13 protein-coding genes are annotated in these 16,687 nt (G+C 36.4%); 4 read left to right on the plus strand and 9 right to left on the minus strand.

All coding sequences use genetic code 11. The features are described from left to right. Positions 1-96 precede the first annotated feature (96 nt). From LNP23_RS21790 to LNP23_RS21805, 4 genes are read right to left on the minus strand one after another with little or no spacing between them, the layout of a single operon-like run. Positions 97-522: a DUF2541 family protein gene (locus LNP23_RS21790; protein WP_053004322.1), complete on the minus strand. Its 426-nt coding sequence runs from the start codon at positions 520-522 to the stop codon at positions 97-99. A 60-nt stretch (positions 523-582) separates the two neighbouring features. Then, positions 583-1,554, minus strand: a complete 972-nt coding sequence (locus LNP23_RS21795) for a transporter (RefSeq protein WP_230002868.1) — start codon at positions 1,552-1,554, stop codon at positions 583-585. 4 nt (positions 1,555-1,558) lie between these two features. Continuing rightward, a complete protein-coding gene (locus LNP23_RS21800; RefSeq protein WP_230002869.1) occupies positions 1,559-3,937 on the minus strand; it encodes an arylsulfatase in 2,379 nt (792 codons plus the stop codon). A 42-nt stretch (positions 3,938-3,979) separates the two neighbouring features. Continuing rightward, positions 3,980-6,352 carry an arylsulfatase gene (locus tag LNP23_RS21805; protein ID WP_230002870.1) on the minus strand — a complete coding sequence of 791 codons (2,373 nt, stop codon included), beginning with the start codon at positions 6,350-6,352 and terminating at the stop codon, positions 3,980-3,982. A gap of 785 nt (positions 6,353-7,137) precedes the next feature. Here LNP23_RS21805 and LNP23_RS21810 point away from each other — a divergent pair. Next, the gene (locus tag LNP23_RS21810; protein WP_230002871.1) at positions 7,138-7,335 is read left to right on the plus strand and encodes a hypothetical protein; all 198 of its coding nucleotides are present in this window, start codon (positions 7,138-7,140) and stop codon (positions 7,333-7,335) included. A gap of 154 nt (positions 7,336-7,489) precedes the next feature. Here LNP23_RS21810 and LNP23_RS21815 read toward each other — a convergent pair whose 3' ends face one another. Together LNP23_RS21815 and LNP23_RS21820 are read right to left on the minus strand one after the other, a co-directional pair. After that, complete coding sequence (locus LNP23_RS21815; protein ID WP_230002872.1) at positions 7,490-8,038, minus strand: YbhB/YbcL family Raf kinase inhibitor-like protein; 549 nt, start codon at positions 8,036-8,038, stop codon at positions 7,490-7,492. A gap of 88 nt (positions 8,039-8,126) precedes the next feature. Further along, positions 8,127-8,963 (minus strand): helix-turn-helix domain-containing protein, encoded by an 837-nt coding sequence (locus LNP23_RS21820; protein ID WP_230002873.1) that lies wholly within the window; start codon positions 8,961-8,963, stop codon positions 8,127-8,129. A 573-nt stretch (positions 8,964-9,536) separates the two neighbouring features. Between LNP23_RS21820 and LNP23_RS21825 the strand changes: the two genes are divergently transcribed. Then, entirely contained in the window at positions 9,537-10,376 is an 840-nt protein-coding gene (locus tag LNP23_RS21825) for an alpha/beta fold hydrolase (protein WP_230002874.1), read from the plus strand. A 579-nt stretch (positions 10,377-10,955) separates the two neighbouring features. On the opposite strand, the gene LNP23_RS21830 is transcribed toward LNP23_RS21825, so the two are convergent. Both LNP23_RS21830 and LNP23_RS21835 read right to left on the minus strand, forming a co-directional pair. Further along, positions 10,956-11,963: an isoaspartyl peptidase/L-asparaginase family protein gene (locus LNP23_RS21830; protein ID WP_230002875.1), complete on the minus strand. Its 1,008-nt coding sequence runs from the start codon at positions 11,961-11,963 to the stop codon at positions 10,956-10,958. 310 nt (positions 11,964-12,273) lie between these two features. Beyond that, complete coding sequence (locus LNP23_RS21835; RefSeq protein ID WP_230002876.1) at positions 12,274-12,636, minus strand: hypothetical protein; 363 nt, start codon at positions 12,634-12,636, stop codon at positions 12,274-12,276. 434 nt (positions 12,637-13,070) lie between these two features. On the opposite strand from LNP23_RS21835, the gene LNP23_RS21840 reads away from it, so the two are divergent. Both LNP23_RS21840 and LNP23_RS21845 read left to right on the plus strand, forming a co-directional pair. Next, positions 13,071-14,432, plus strand: coding sequence for a GH1 family beta-glucosidase (locus LNP23_RS21840; RefSeq protein ID WP_230002877.1), 1,362 nt, complete (start codon positions 13,071-13,073; stop codon positions 14,430-14,432). Positions 14,433-14,850: 418 nt separating this feature from the next. After that, positions 14,851-15,702: an AraC family transcriptional regulator gene (locus LNP23_RS21845; protein WP_047778664.1), complete on the plus strand. Its 852-nt coding sequence runs from the start codon at positions 14,851-14,853 to the stop codon at positions 15,700-15,702. Positions 15,703-16,092: 390 nt separating this feature from the next. On the opposite strand, the gene LNP23_RS21850 is transcribed toward LNP23_RS21845, so the two are convergent. Beyond that, positions 16,093-16,626: a 5' nucleotidase, NT5C type gene (locus LNP23_RS21850; protein ID WP_230002878.1), complete on the minus strand. Its 534-nt coding sequence runs from the start codon at positions 16,624-16,626 to the stop codon at positions 16,093-16,095. Positions 16,627-16,687: the final 61 nt, after the last annotated feature.

Here is a 16,687-nt window from a genome sequence, read left to right on the forward strand (position 1 = left end):
TTTAATTTTGACCTTAGTAATTCCTCATTGGGAATCAGAATTAATCCGTATCAAAAAAAGAGTAGGTTTAAAAATTTGGGAAGTATTTCATGCTGTTTATTTCATGCCAAAAACGGTCACTTCTGCTTTGCCATTTAAAAATCCTTTGGTGTCATACCAAAAATGAATGGCTTTAATTTTGCGTTTGCCTCCACGAAGATCAATTACTCTGCTTTCTCCTCCTTTGGCTATATTTTGTCTTAATTCAATATTTTCAGGTGCCCCGCTCTCATAATCTACGACCATTTTTTGCATGTTAAGCGGCGAATCTGTCACCTTAAGTTTTAATTTTCTAAAGGAATCCCGATGGGTCACATCAAGTTTGTCATGATCGGCATTGTGTGTAACCGATCTGCTGCCTATCACACGCCAGGAACCGACATTATTATTGTTTACAACATTATTATTTTTTCTTATCACTTTTTGAGCAGTTGTCAATTGAACTGCCAACAAAATCATACCTAAAACTAGTATCTTTTTCATAACATTTATTTTTTACTATTAATCACCTTGACTCAAGGTCAACATGTGGTTTCGATTTTTCTACTTCAATTTCTTCAAATTAACATAGGTGAAAACTGCCGTTATTTTAAACATATTGGCATCTACATTCGACGGATTCGAAAAAACGCCGGCATATGACATATTAATTCCCAAAGGGGGTATAATTTGATAACCAACTGTCGCACCACCGCCCAATGCATTTATTTTATTGTCTTGTTTAACACCGTCGTATTCTAATGCTCCTCCGTATTGGTATCTCAAATCTGCGCCGGCCCAGAATTTTTCTGTAAAATTATGAGTCAAGTGATTTTCGATAGCAAACAGCGGTTTTTGTTTGGTTTCTCTCGCCCGGGTTATAAAAGTAGGATCACTATTGGTCGTATACATTTGCACCGATGGGTAAACCTCTAACCACGTCACTCTTTTGGGATCCTTACTCAGATGAATATTCATCGGAAATCCCAATTCAAACGTAAATCGGTTACTCCCCAGATTCATCGCTTTATTTCTATCATAGGAACCGGAATACCAAGTTCTGAAATACCCCATCATCGAAAAAGTTTTATGCTGATACGCCACATATTCTTTAACATTCAGTGCGGGTTGATTTATTAATCCGTATTTAAATCCGATAAAACCATCCGCAAAACCTCCGGAACTTACGTCAATTGTTGACGGCAAATTGAGATTACTTAATGCGGCAGCATTTAAAGTTCCTGAAACATTACCCGGTACTGCATTTAACATAATCTGAGCAAAATTCCCACCCAAATTAAAATTATGAATCAGGGTAACAGGAAAAGCATTAATGGTAAGGTCTGCTCCATTAACCAAAATATTTGCAGGCGTTATATTCTGATTCAGATGCATCCATTTGGGTATTAAACCCGTTGCTCCTGTTGGTCCCCATAAAAGCATTCTCGCTCCGTCGCCTTGCGCAAAATTTTTGTTCGACAGTGTTACCAGTAAAACTAAAAATCCAAGTCTGATCTGTTTTATTACGATTTTCATTCTTTTATTTTTTTACGTATTTTATTGAGGTCTTACCGATTTTTCCGTTGAATGTAAAGGGTGCCTGATCAAAATAATCTAAAGAAACCGGAGAATCCAGATCCGTACCAATATCAAATGTTGCATTAGAAGTAAAATGAAGAGACATTGCGGCAGGAACAATACCTTGCCCTACTGCAGAACCATTTACTTTAAGTGTTACATTCATCGCACCTCCAATTTTATCCACCAATTTAGATTCAACTTCTATTTTAACTTTACCCGTTGGCAATTTATCTTTCGACTTCACTTTCGTGCGTTGTACTTCAAATAAATTAAACTCATAATTTAAGTATCCCTCTTTTACATAACAAGTTACTCCACCTGAAAAACCCGCAAGGGCATACAAAACGCCATTGGCATTTTCCGGAACTTCAACTTCTAAGGTTACTATATTGCTAACTTTTCCAAGTTTTGGAGCAGCCGATTCCGGCATTCCTTTTATTGGAGACTCAAAAGACCATTCTGTAAGTAGCGAAGCCGGCGCATCTTCAGGGTGATATAAGGCCGTGGACCACAATCCCCCGCCAATAGGCAAATTTTTATTTTTAGCTGATTCTGTTAAGAATAAAGCTTTCATAGATTCTAATTTTTTAGGCTCTTTTGTCGCCAAATCAACTGCCTGAGACCAATCTTCGTCTATATTATACAATTGCCAGGTATCTGTTAGTGGTGACCATTCTTTGATCCCTTTTGGAATTCCTCCTACCCACGGTTCTCTTGGTCCACGGGCACTTGCAAACCAACCATCTTGATAGATTCCACGACTGGCCATAATATCAAAAAACTGTGTATGATGGGTTCCGGGTGCTTTTGGATCGGTAAATGAGTAAACAATACTTACCCCGTCTAATCCATCTTGAGGAAATCCATTCACTACTTGTGGAGCCGGAATTTTATTAATTTCATAAATTGTTGGCACGATATCAACTACATGATGAAACTGTGGTCTTGGCGTACTATCATGTTTGATCCCTTTAGGCCACGAAATCGCCATCGGCTGACGAATCCCTCCAAAATAAGCTCCTTGTAATTTGGTTCCCTGATAGGGTGAACTGGTTGCCCAGGCCCAACCGGCATTAAACATATTATCTGTTTTTGGTCCGCCAAGCACCTCTAAGCCTCCTAGTTCATTTAAGGCCGCAATATGCTGTTCGATTTTGGTTGGAATTCCGTTTTGTGCTAATTGTTCACTAATTGTACCATTAAGTCCTTCTGAAGAGGAACCGTTATCCCCCCATATGTAAATAATAATGGTATTGTCCAGTTCTCCAAGTTTTTCAATTTCGTCAATAACCCTGCCTGCGTTATAATCTGCATGTTCTGCAAATCCGGCCCATAACTCCATCAATCGACGTTGAAATGGTTTTTCTGCCTCCGGTATACTTGCCCAAGAAGCCATAGACGTTGCGCGTGGAGTGAGCAGCGTATTTTGTGGAATCCAGCCGTTTTCTTTTTGACGTTTGAACACTCTTTCTCTGTAAGCATCCCAACCGTCATCAAATTTACCTTTGTATTTGTCTGCCCATTCTTTCATAACGTGATGAGGTCCATGAGCTGCTCCCGGCGCCCAATACAAAAAGAACGGTTTCTCCGGAGCATATGCTTTTTGCTCTTGCAACCAATGAATAGCATCATCAGCAATGTCTTCTGATAAATGATAATAATTATGTCCTCCGGATGTTTTCGGATGCTCGACATAAGAAGTATTTCTAACCAAAGTTGGCTCGTATTGTGAAGCTTCTCCCGCAAGAAAACCATAAAAATATTCAAATCCATAACCTGTTGGCCAATAATCAAAAGGGCCTTTTGATGTAATCTGCTCTTCCGGAGTATTATGCCATTTCCCAAAAGCGGCTGTATTATATCCATAGTCTTTTAAAACTTCTGCCATTGTCGCCGAACTTTTCGGAATTGTACCACTAAAACCATCAAAATCATTGGCAATAGCTGCAATCTGGCCGTTTCCTACACGAGTATGATTACGTCCCGTGAGCAAAGAAGCACGGGTTGGTGAACACATGGCCGTAGAATGAAAACGATTGTATGAAATTCCTGTTTTTGCAACTCTGCTTAATGTAGGGGTATTTACTTCCCCTCCGTAGGTTGATGTTGCTCCCGGTCCTGCATCATCCATTAAAATAATTAAAATATTTGGTGCATCAGCCGGCAGATGTTTGGGCTCAACTCTTTTTTTATAGGTCGAAGTCTCAATGGTAACTCCAGCTTGAGATCCGGACGGAGCAGGAGGAAACGGAAGTACGTCTTGTGCATTCACAAAAGTGCAGCATAAAATTGTCAGACAAAATAAAAAAAACGGTTTAAATACTTCTTTAACTCTCATAGTCTGCGGTTTATATTTTAAATAGATATCCTTTTTTATTAATTATTTAATGAGATCCACCTTTACCGAATTTATTTTTCCATTAAACGCAAAAGGAGCTTTATCAAAATAGCGTAACGAAACCGGTGAACCCAAATCAGTACCCACATCAAAAGTTTCATTGGCGCTAAAGGCTGCCGGAACCGTCATAGGTACTGTCCCACTAGCTGTTTCTGTGCCGTCAATTTTCATGGTAACTGTTGCCGGCGCTAATGGTTTTGCAAGGACGGTTGTAATTTCGATAGTATGTTTTCCTGCTTTTAATTTTTCTTTAGATTCCAAAGTTGTTCTTTGTATAAGCATCATATTGTACTCATAAACCACTTTACCGTTTTCCATAAAACAGGTCAACCCTCCTCCGGCTCCGGCTAAAGCGTACAATACTCCGTTTGCATTTTCCTGAATATCAATATCAACAAGTACTTTATTGCTCTTTTTACCTAAACCCGGTGCCGAGAACTCCGGCATTCTGGTACTGGTTTGGCTAAAAGTCCAACTCGTATTGGGAGACGTAATTACATCTTCCGGATGCAAACGCAACCAGATTCCGGCACCAATCGGGAAGTCTTTATTACTACCCGCCTGATCTAAAAATACTTTTTCCATCTCTTGCACTTTCTTCGGATTTTTAGCTGCTAAATCGTTGTGCTGTGTATAATCTTTCGTCAAATCATACAATTCCCAAACATCTTTTTTAGAATCCCATTCTGCTAACCCTTTTTGTGCCGGAATCCATGGATAAAGCGGTCCAAAAGTACAGGCGTACCAACCGTCTTTATAAATACCGCGGCTACCGTTGTTATCAAAAAACTGTGTTTTTGGAGCTGCTTTGGCTTTAGGATCATTAAAAGTATATTTCATACTGATTCCATCCAGAGGAATTTGGTCAAAACCATTTACCACTTTTGGAGGTGTAATACCAAGTACATCATACAATGTTGGCACTAAATCATTGACATGGTGAAATTGCGAACGAGGTGTTTTATCCGGTTTGATTCCTTTTGGCCAGCTGATGATCAGCGGGTTTCGGGTTCCTCCGAAATGGGACGCTACCAATTTGGTATTTTTAAAAGGTGTATTTCCTGCCCAAGCCCATCCGGCATTATACATATTATCGGTATGTGCGGTGCCTAATACATCCAGCCCGCCCAACTCTTTTAAAGTAGAAATTTGTTGTGCGATGGTATTCGGGATATTATTCTGAGCCAATAATTCGCTGATAGAGCCATTTTGACCTTCGGCACTACTACCGTTATCTCCCCATATATAAATAAAAATGGTATTTTCTTTTAAACCCATTTCATCAATCTTGTCATAAATACGACCTACCTGGCTATCACAGTGCTCTACAAAACCGGCAAAAATCTCCATCAAACGAGCCTGAAAAGGTCTTTCGCTTTCCGGAATACTCGCCCAGGAAGCCATTTTTTCGTTTCTTTCTGTGAGTTGTGCGTCTTTTGGAATCCAACCCATCGTTTTCTGACGTTTAAAAACCCGTTCTCTGTAGGCATCCCAGCCATCATCGAATTTACCTTTGTATTTATCGGCCCATTCCTTAAAAATATGATGAGGTCCATGACCAGCACCGGGAGCAAAGTATAAAAAGAAAGGTTCGTCCTGTGCAAAAGCTTTACGGTCTTCTAACCATTCGATCGCATTATCAGCCAAATCAACCGATAAGTGATAATTTTCTTTGTGTGGAGGTTCGATCGGCGTAAAATCATTGATCAATCGGGGTTCATATTGAGAGGTTTCGCCACCCAAAAACCCATAAAAATGCTGAAAACCATAATTAACCGGCCAGTAATCAAAAGGTCCCATTTTAGAGGTTTGATTCGCCGGAGTATTGTGCCATTTTCCAAAGGCTGAGGTTCTGTATCCGTAATTTTTTAATACCTCTGCTATTGTTGCTGCTTCTTTTGGAATAATTCCAGTATAACCGTCCCAATCTACTGCACGTTCGGCGATTGTACCGTTTCCAACGCGGGTGTGATTACGACCTGTTAAAAGAGAAGCTCTTGTTGGCGAGCATATAGAGGTAGTATGAAATTCATTGTAGGCAATGCCATTGTTGTATACTTTTGATAAGGTCGATGTATTTACTTCTCCTCCAAAAGTAGAAGGCAATCCAAAACCAACATCATCCATTAAAACAATTACAATATTGGGTGCATCTTTTGGTAAATGGCTTGGGTATTTTCTCCTTACGTGTTTGCTTTCTGCCAACGATTCTCCGGCTATACTTGCTGTAGGCGGTTCAGGAAATGGAAGAACACTGCCGTCAGAAGGTCTTACTTTAGGAGTTTGATTTTCCTGACAATGAACATTCAAACCAACAAAAACAAACGCAATGGAAAATAGTAATTTAATTTTCATATTCTATAATTTGGATTTTAGACCGATAAAAAATTTAAATCACTGACTTTAAAAAAAGGAGTTGACTTCTTTCAAAAAATGACTGTGTTTTTTTTTACGCCACTATTATCGTTAAAATTAAGTTATTTAACTTTTTTTTAGTTTTCATTTCTTTTTAAACAGGTTTCATTTTATAATATGAAACAAGAAAACAATACAAAGAGCCCGTATTTTTCCACATTTCTAAATAATGGTTCTACATTTTCGCCTTCTCTTTTCTTCTTAGCAGGTAAAGCCCAAAAGCTCAATTCGGATTGAATTGAGCTTTTGGGCTTCTCTTTTTTTATTTTTTTTATTAAAATGGCTATTCGTTAAGCCAAAAAATAATTTTACAAAATGCGTTTCAGTTATTATTTTTTAGAATCTATTTCCAGAGTTTAATCTTTTTTTGTGTCTACTTTCCTCTCACTTGATAACTCTTATCTGCCCTGAAAAAATAAACCGGATTGCTCTTTTCAATTCTTTATTTTTTGAAAGAAGATGTCCTTCAATTCAAAAGTCGCAAGAACATTAAAACATAAGATGATTACATCCGTAAAACAATTTTATACGTATATCTATTATCTCATAAACATAACATTACTATCATATTCCTTTACTATCAGAATTAGAGTTTATTGTAGATGTGATATTCTTGTTATTATGTACTGGAACTGTGGTTTCAAAAAACATACAGAAATGAAATTCATTGTCTCATTTGAAAATTTCTTTTAACCCCTTAAATATTAACAAATAGTGCAAAAATTATGAAATGGTTTATTTACACTCTTTTAATTTCCGGATTGGGATTACTAACTTATGGTTTTATCTATCCAACTGAATACTTTTTGCATATTTATATTCACAACACCAGTTATATGATTAGTTATGTTTACTTTGCTTTGATTGTTCTAATTATAGGAAGTACCTTTTATATCGGAAAAATTAAAAACAAGCAGAACTAAACCAGCCTACATTAAAATTATAAAGTGTTTTTTTTGAAGAAAACCCTGCAAAAATAATTTCTACAGGGTCTCGATGTAATAATCACTTATAATACATCATCATCATTGCCATTTTTTTATTTCATTAAAACAGAATAAATTGCACTTTCAGATTCTATCTCTTATAATAAGCCACAATACTTGCCTTTGCCAGTGTTTGATTCCAAAGATTAAAACCAACTATAGCAGGATTTGTATTTTCAGTAACGCCCAATTTATCTGTTTTTAAAGCATAAACGGTTAGTATATATTGATGAAATCCATGTCCTTCGGGTGGACATGCTCCTCCAAACCCTTTTATTCCATAATCGGTTATACTTTGAATGGCCTCTTTTGGTGCCAGATTAAGTTTTATATTCCCGGCATTGGCTACCAATTCATTTACGTTTGAAGGAATATCAAATACGATCCAATGCCAGAACCCGCTTCCTGTAGGCGCATCAGGATCGTACATCGTTATGGCAAAACTTTTGGTTCCTTCCGGAGCATTTTTCCAAAATAATTGTGGCGATTGGTTACCACCGGAACAACCAAATCCACTAAATTCTTGCTTTTTTGTAATTTCTCCTCCAAGGTCATTACTCGTTAGCGTAAATGTTTTTTGTCCAAAAAGGGTAACGGAGAAAACTAACGATAGTACCAGAATCAAATTTGCTTTTTTCATTTTATTGCGATTTATAATTTTAAACAAATTTAAATCGCATAGCCGTTTAGAAATTATAGCATCCGGTTCAAAAACTGTTGCTAAAAGCTCAAATTTTCTGATGGTGTTTTGGTGTGACCCCGTATTTTGATTTGTAGGCCTGAATAAAGCTTGATAGGTTCTCATAACCGACTTCAAAATATATTTCAGACGAATTTCTTTGCTCCTGATTGAGCAAAGAATGTGCATATTCTAATCTTTTGTTTTGAAACCATTTACTAGGTGATTCGGAATACTGTTTTTCAAATTCCCTTTTAAAAGTAGAAATACTCATATCACATAAAAAAGCCAACTCGTTTAAAGTTAATTTACTCAACTGGTTGCTCTCTACAATACGAATAATTTTTTGTGCCGGAACACTATTGTTTAAAGTTAGTGACAGCAGAAAATCTATTCCGCGTGTTTCTATCAGGTACAACATAATTTCTTCAAACTTAACTTCTAATAATACCCGCTGCGTATTTTTTGAAAGCTTTGAAATATCCAATAAACTATTGACAAATCTTTTTATAAACGCATCATATTCAAAGGAAAAAACCGGTTTATAATCAGTCGGTTCAATGCTGTTTAGTTTAAATTTTCGTATAAATTTCAGCAAAATGTCATTTGAAAAGAAAAGAAGTACACTTTTATAATTCTTGGTCTCAGAAAGTTTTTCCGTCATTAAACAATGACCTGATTTCATTATGAGGAACTTTGAATTAGTGATGGATAAAGACGAATTGTCCAAAACAATCTCTTTTGTACCTTCTACTAAAAAGCTAAATATGTTCTGATCCAAAATGATCTGCTGCTTCGAAATTTCCTGCGTACTGTTGTAATCGAAAACTTGTACCGATTGTGAAGATTCAGCCAGAAGCTCATCAGGAATTCTAATTATGTCCATTCTATTTTTATGAAGTTTTATAAAAGGTAGTTACTTAAGCTGTTGGTCGCAATTCGAATAAATACGATTTATGGCGTCTGTTTGCTTATTTTTTCAATAGCCAAATTACAAAAAAAGACCTTCTAAAAACACATTCGACAGCTACAAGCACTAAACTTTTGCTTTCAGGAAATTGCAAATTCCGGTAGCTTAAAAAAGTAGTTGGTCGTTTCTCTGATTTATTTACAATTTGAAAATACTGTTTTACAATAAGTTAACTTTAAAGCACCAAAAAGTTTTATACTTTTAGCCTATTAAATCCTGAATTTCAGGAAACAGCAAAAACAGAACATCAAAAGTGATGCTTCTTTTTATCTTGAAATTCAATTGTTGCAAATTAAAAAGTTCGCAGAAAGCGGAAATTATCTCATTTCAAACAACGTCAAATTTGGTTTAACATTTGTCTGTTTAAACCATCATTAAACAAAGCCGAACCGTTTTTAATTGAAGATTTCTCTTTTTTTTACGCCAGGACATTCTTTAAAATCCGATTATAAATACGCTTCTTTTTTTTCCAATTTTTAAATTATAAGTATGAAAAAAATTTATGAAACAGAGACTCGTTTTGCCGAAACAGGAGATCGAAAAATTGCGTATCGCTCCTACGGCAAAGGAAAAACAATACTTTTCATAAACCGTTTTAGAGGAACACTCGACACCTGGGATCCTCTATTTATAGCTGCAATGGCTAAAAAATTTAATGTAATCACTTTTGATTATTCCGGCATCGGCTCTTCAACAGGAACTATGGCTCCTGATATAGCACTTGTAGCCAAAGATGTAAAAGATCTGGCCGACGCTTTAAAATTGGGCACTATTATCGTTTTAGGATGGTCGTACGGTGGTTTGGTAGCGCAGGCTGCAACTTTATTATATCCAAATTTGGTCACCCATTCTATTTTACTTGGAACAAATCCTCCCGGTAAAAACAAAGTTCCTCTTGAACCAGCTTTTTTAGATGTGGCGCTAAAACCGCTAAATGATTTTGAGGATGAAATCATTTTATTCTTCGAACCAAAATCAGAAACCAGTCGTGCTGCTGCAAAAGCATCACATGACAGAATCCATAAAAAAATCGACATCGAAAAAATCCCTTCTACCATGGACGTCTTTCAACTCTATTTTTCAGGAGGTGACAGTTTTCGGGAAGATATTTTAAACCTCAGAGAACAGCTTAAAAAAACCAAAACACCGATTTTAGTTATTTCCGGGGATCATGATATTAGTTTTGCGGTAGAAAACTGGTATCCCTTTATCAATCAAATGATCAACTCGCAATTAATCGTCTACTCTGAAACCGGTCACGCCCCCCAGCATCAATATCCCGAACTGACGTCTAAATATATTATCAATTTCGTTAAATATACTTATTAGTTTTCAGTCGCAACCTGAAACTTGAAACCTGAAACCTGAAACCTCAGACTAAAACCCCCAACTGTCAGGCTGAGCGAAGTCGAAGCCCTTTATAACGAACAAGCCTTCGACTCCGCTCAGGGTGACATTAATGCGCCCGAGAATGAAAACTGAACGCTGACAGAAAAAATAGTCTCAGTCGCAGTTTTCAGTCACAACCTGAAACTTGAAACCTGAAACCTCAGACTAAAAACCTCAACTGTCAGGCTGAGCGAAGTCGAAGCGCTTTACAACTAACAAGCCTTCGACTCCGCTCAGGGTGACATAAATGCGTCTGAGAATGAAAACTGAACGCTGACAGAGAAAATAGTCTCAGTCGCAGTTTTCAGTCACAACCTGAAACTTGAAACCTCAGACTAAAAATCCCAACTGTCAGGCTGAGCGAAGTCGAAGCCCTTTACAACTAACAAGCCTTCGACTCCGCTCAGGGTGACATCAATATGACCGAGAATGAAGACTGAACGCTGACAGAGAAAATAGTCTCAGTCTCAGTTTTCAGTCGAAACCTGAAACTTGAAACCTGAAATCCAAAACTAAAACCTAAGACATCCTAAACTTAGCATCTTCCATTCTATGTCCTTTTTCCTCATCAGAAATGGCGTAGTTAAATCCGGATCTCAAACTATAACCTGCATGTTCGCCATTTTTATTCAAAGCAATAAATCCGACTTGCAGGTATTCCATGTCTTTATGGTTTTTATGTTTGTTGTAAATACGTTCTGTGATTTCTTTACATGCTTCCAAAGGAGATTTCCCCTGACGCATTAGTTCGACTACCATCGCGCTTCCGGCAGTTCGGATTACGGCTTCTCCAAGACCAGTTGCTGCGGCTGCTCCTACCTCGTTATCCAGAAAAAGACCTGCACCAATTATAGGGGAGTCGCCCACGCGACCGTGCATTTTCCAGGCTGCTCCGCTTGTGGTACATCCGCCTGAGAGGTTTCCATCCTGATCTAACATTAACATACTAATGGTATCGTGATTTTCTATGTTTATAACCGGTTTGTATTTAGAATCTTCCAGCCATTTTTTCCAGTCTTTTTCAGCTTCCGGAGTTAAAAGATTTTCTTCTTTAAAACCTTCAGACAAGGCAAACTGAAGTGCTCCCTGCCCTGCCAACATTACATGGGGCGTATTCTGCAATACTCGTTTTGCCACTGAAATAGGATGCATAATTCCTTGCAGAAAACAAACAGAGCCACAATTACTATGGTGATCCATAATACAGGCATCTAAAGTTACTTTTCCTTCCCGATCAGGGTATCCGCCATAACCAACACTTCGAACTTTCGGATCTGCTTCAGGAATTTTCATACCTGATTCAATGGCATCCAAAGGTGGTTTTCCTGCTTTCAATTGTTTCCAGGTTTCTTCATTAGCAGGTAAACCGTGATTCCATGTCGAGATAATTACCGGTTTCTTCTGCTTTTTTATTGGAGTATCAATTTCTTCTTCTTTGTTTTTTGCAAATCCGTTATAGCCCAAGACCGAACTTATGGCAAGCGTTCCTAAAGTTGTTTTTTTTATAAAATCTCTTCTGTTTGACATCTGTTTCCTTCTTAATTCAAGTGGTTAATTTCAGTATTAAAAATAAAAGCAAAAGTTAAGTAAATTTATTTTACTGACGGACAAACAAAAACCAATATTTTCCAAAACAAAATTAGCTGCTTCTTTCCTGTCAAAATAATTTTGCAAAGAATCAGATGAAAAACATATGGAGTACAAAAAAAGAATACCTATAAGATTGTTTACGGTAACTAAAACAGTAAAAAATGAGGAATATAAAATCCCTCATTAAATAAAATGTTATCCCATAAAAATTAGCGCAATATTCTTTAATTATAAACACTCTCCAACCTTACACCAGAGTAACAAGGAAAGGACTGGCACTTTCAAAGACAAAAGTTTCAGAATAAGTTCCCCCTTTTGAATCTTCAAATAAAACAGTAAATTTAATTTTAAAAGAGTACAGATGTCCTTTTTCAAGGTTTTCGGGTACCGTAATAGAGAACTTCGTACATTTTTTCCAATCTAATACGTCCGCATCTGCTGTGAAAGACGTACCTCCTTCTCCGGTAAAAGTACCGACTATTGAATAACCATCGGGGTCTACTATTACTTCTTGACTTGGAACTATTGCAGTAATAACTGTACCAATTGGTCCTTGAATTGGCGTGAAAGATGTTATTGGAACAATGCAATCATTTTTAACTTCTGACATAATGTATCTATTTTTAAATTAATAGAAACAAAGTTAGAAACAATTACTAAAAAGAAGGAATATTCTTTCTTTTTGATGATTTAAAATTAATTACTGTAAATATTTAAACTCTAAACACTCTTTAATGAATGCCATAGATTTTGCTAAACTTTAATAACATTTAAATTCTTTTATCTTACAATAAATTATAATACCCTACAAAAAGCTATGAAACTACTCCTATTATAAGCGCAAAAAAGCATCGTTAACCATTTCATAACACTCACATTACCATCAGTTTATATTAGTTTTATTAATTTGAATAAAACTAATCGTTATGAAACTCTTTAATCTAAAATTTTTCGTCTCCTTTAAAGAATGGCTTTTCTTAAAAGCAATGCAATCTTCTTTCCTACATTAATAAACCCTCCCCTATAAAGGAAAGCAGCATTTAAATGAGTAAAACAGAAAACGCACTTTTAAATAAAGAACAATTTGGAGAGGATTTCTTGTGGGGTGTATCTACTGCCGCTTTTCAAATTGAAGGAGCTCATGATGCTGATGGCAAAGGGGCTTCGATTTGGGATGTTTTTACGTCGCAAAAAGGTAAAATAAAAAATGGCCATCACGCCTTATCGGCTTGTGATTTCTATACCCATTATAAAAACGACATTGCTTTAATTCGGGAACTGAATATTCCGAATTTTAGATTTTCGATCAGTTGGCCTCGCATTATGCCTAATGGAAGTCATCCTGTGAACCAATCCGGAATTGATTACTACAATAAAATCATTGATTTTTTACTGGAATGTAATATCGAACCTTGGGTTACTCTTTACCATTGGGATCTTCCTCATGCCTTAGAAGAAAAAGGCGGATGGACCAATCGCGAATCGGTTACCTGGTTTTCGGAATATACAGAAGTCTGTGTACACTATTTTGGAGACCGAGTAAAAAACTGGATGGTCATTAACGAACCCTCCGTTTTTACAGGTGCCGGTTATTTTCTTGGGATTCATGCTCCGGGAAAAAAAGGGTTGACCAATTATTTGAAAGCCATGCATCATGTAACGTTATCTACCGCTGCTGGTGCTAAAATAATACGAAACAGACTGCCTGAGGCTAATATAGGGACTACCTTTTCGTGTACCCATATCGAACCCGAAACGGACAAACCAAAAGATATTGAAGCCGCAAAACGAGTAGATACTTTACTAAACAGAACTTTTATAGAACCTATTTTAGGACTTGGCTATCCGAAAGAAGATTTAGCCGTTCTTAAAAAACTCAAAAGTTATATACTCGAAGATGATGTAAACAATATGTCTTTTGATTTTGATTTTATAGGTTTACAATGTTACACCAGAGAAGTAGTAAGGGCCTCTTTATTGATTCCTTATATTGGTGCTGAACTGGTAAGTGCCGAAAAAAGAAATGTAATCGCGACCGAAATGGGTTGGGAAGTCTACCCTCCTGCCCTATATCATATTATAAAAAGGTTTAACGCCTACAAAAACATCAAGAAAATCATTATTACCGAAAATGGTGCCGCTTTCCCGGATGTCGTTAAAAACGGAAAAGTATATGACATCAAACGGACACATTATATTCAGGATCACTTAGAGCAATTACTTAAAGCCAAAAAAGACGGTTATAATGTCGATGGTTACTTTGTATGGAGCCTTACCGATAATTTTGAATGGGCAGAAGGATACAACGCCCGATTCGGTTTGATCCATATTGATTTTGATACTCAAAAAAGAACCATCAAACAATCGGGAATGTGGTTCCGTGATTTTTTATCAAAAAACAACTAAAAAAGCTTCTAGATTCTTGAGAACATTTTTGGTTTGTATCTCAAAAGTCGAGAATGAATTAAATAGTAACAAACTTTACTTTAAAGAAAATATTCTCCTTTTTTGTCCTTTCAACGAAGGAGAAATCACTCAAGCTAAGGACGAACGATTGTCGAATATTGGATGTGATTTCTCATACCTCAAATCACACAAATAGTTTAAAAAAGAAAGGACGAGATTGTAGAGAATCGTTTCTCAAAAATCGATACTAAAAACAGTTCCCCTCCTTTTGATTCAGAGCCAAACCATTCTAAATTTTAGCTGTTTTAACTTTATAGGACGTATCATTTCCTCCTAATTCAAAAATATATCTTACAAAATTCAGCAATATTTGATTGCAAATTATTATATTTCAGTATTCTAAAAGGTATTCTTTATTATGAAAAATAATGTGCGACACGAACCTTATGAATTGGTTCTTACAGAATTAGTAGATCAATCGCAAAAAAGCGAACAAACCGATAGTTTTTTTGAACTTGTATATATTGTAAAGGGAAATGGATTACAACATTTTGCTGACCATACGTTTGCTTATCAACAAGGTCATTTGTTTCTTTTGACTCCAAAGGATTCCCATAGACTGGAGTTTGAAGAACCTACACAATTGTTTTCTATCCGATTTAATACGGTTTATTTGAACAGAACTTCGCAACAGGAAATCCTCAGACAAATAGAAGTGATTCTCAAAAACGCTTCACATGAACCCGGTTGTGTATTAAAAAGCGACGATGATAAAAAGATTGTTCATCCGTTGATAGAGGCCATTATAAGAGAACATCAAACCAAAGGATTGTATCAAAAGGAGTTGCTTACACAATACATCAATACTTTGTTGGTTATCGTGGCCCGAAATGTTATGCTAAGTCTTCCGGAGAAAATAAACGATCAAAGTGATCAGAAAGTGATTCAGATTTTGCAATACGTTCAAGCCAATATTTACAATCCGGAAAAACTCAGAGGGGAGCATATCGGTACCAAATTTGGAATTTCTGAAAGTTATCTGGGGCGTTTTTTTCGCAAGCATACCAATGAAACCTTGCAGCAATATCAAACTACTTATAAACTCAATTTAATTGAAAATCGTTTGTTACACACCCACATGCGTATCAATGAAATTGCAGATGAATTTGGGTTTACCGATAAAAGCCATCTCAACAATATGTTCAAAAAACACAGGGGATTTAGTCCGTCGGAATACCGTAAAATGTTTTATGGATTAGGGGGGCTTTAGGTTTAACCGCAAGGGGCACAAAGAGATTACGCAAAGGGGCGCAAAGGTTTTTTTGCAGAACTGTAATGCCCTTCGGCTTCGCTCAGGGTGACAGCTGTTTTTAAGAAATAAACTTTAGAATAATAAAGTAATCGGTATAGTCTTTAATAACTTTGGAATTTGGAATTTCAAAAAATTGGAATTTCACACCTAACTCTTGTTTACATAAAATAAAAAAAGCCTTTCGGGAGTGCACTTCCGAAAGGCTTTTCTCTTCAAAAAACGCAATTATACCCCTAAATTTATCGAAATAGTCTTCAATACCCATAGATTTTGGAATTTGGAATTTCAAAAATTGGAATTTCATATCTAATCCCGAACAAACTCCTGATTCCTAAAGTTCTCTCGCGTTTACAATGTTTGGTGTAAAAAAGCTACAGCTTCTTTCCATGTATTTACCCGCAAATAGTTTTCTTTCTCTGTATTGTGGAATGAAGTAAACATAATTGGTTTGCCTGTAAATGAATCTAAATTCTTTGGATGATCATCAATCATATAGTCTGTATTGATGATTCTTTTGCTTCCGCATAAAATGATGTTTTCCCAGCCAATAAAAGGAAAATGTTCTTTGAGCCATTCGAATTTTTCTCCGAGCGACACCGGAAATTCCATCGCAGCAGAAACGATAAAGATTTCAAAATTTTCCTGTAATAAACGCAAACTTTCGACTGCATCAGGCATTACCGGAATTGTTCGAAAGAAACCCTTAGAATTCACAATACTGTGCAAATCTTCTTTAATTGGAAATGCCTTTTCCTCACTTAAACCCTGAATGCCTTCTCTCGAGATTTCTATCCCGTGTTTTTCCTTATAAAAGGTAATTAAATGGGTTTCGATATCGGCAATCACGCCATCCATATCAATTGCAATTGTTTTCTTATTCATATTTTTTAAGTTTTTATTGCAACAAAATTATGCAAAAGTTGCAACATATTGCAATAATTAA

The sequence above is a fragment of the Flavobacterium cupriresistens genome (assembly GCF_020911925.1).
Lineage (GTDB): Bacteria > Bacteroidota > Bacteroidia > Flavobacteriales > Flavobacteriaceae > Flavobacterium > Flavobacterium cupriresistens.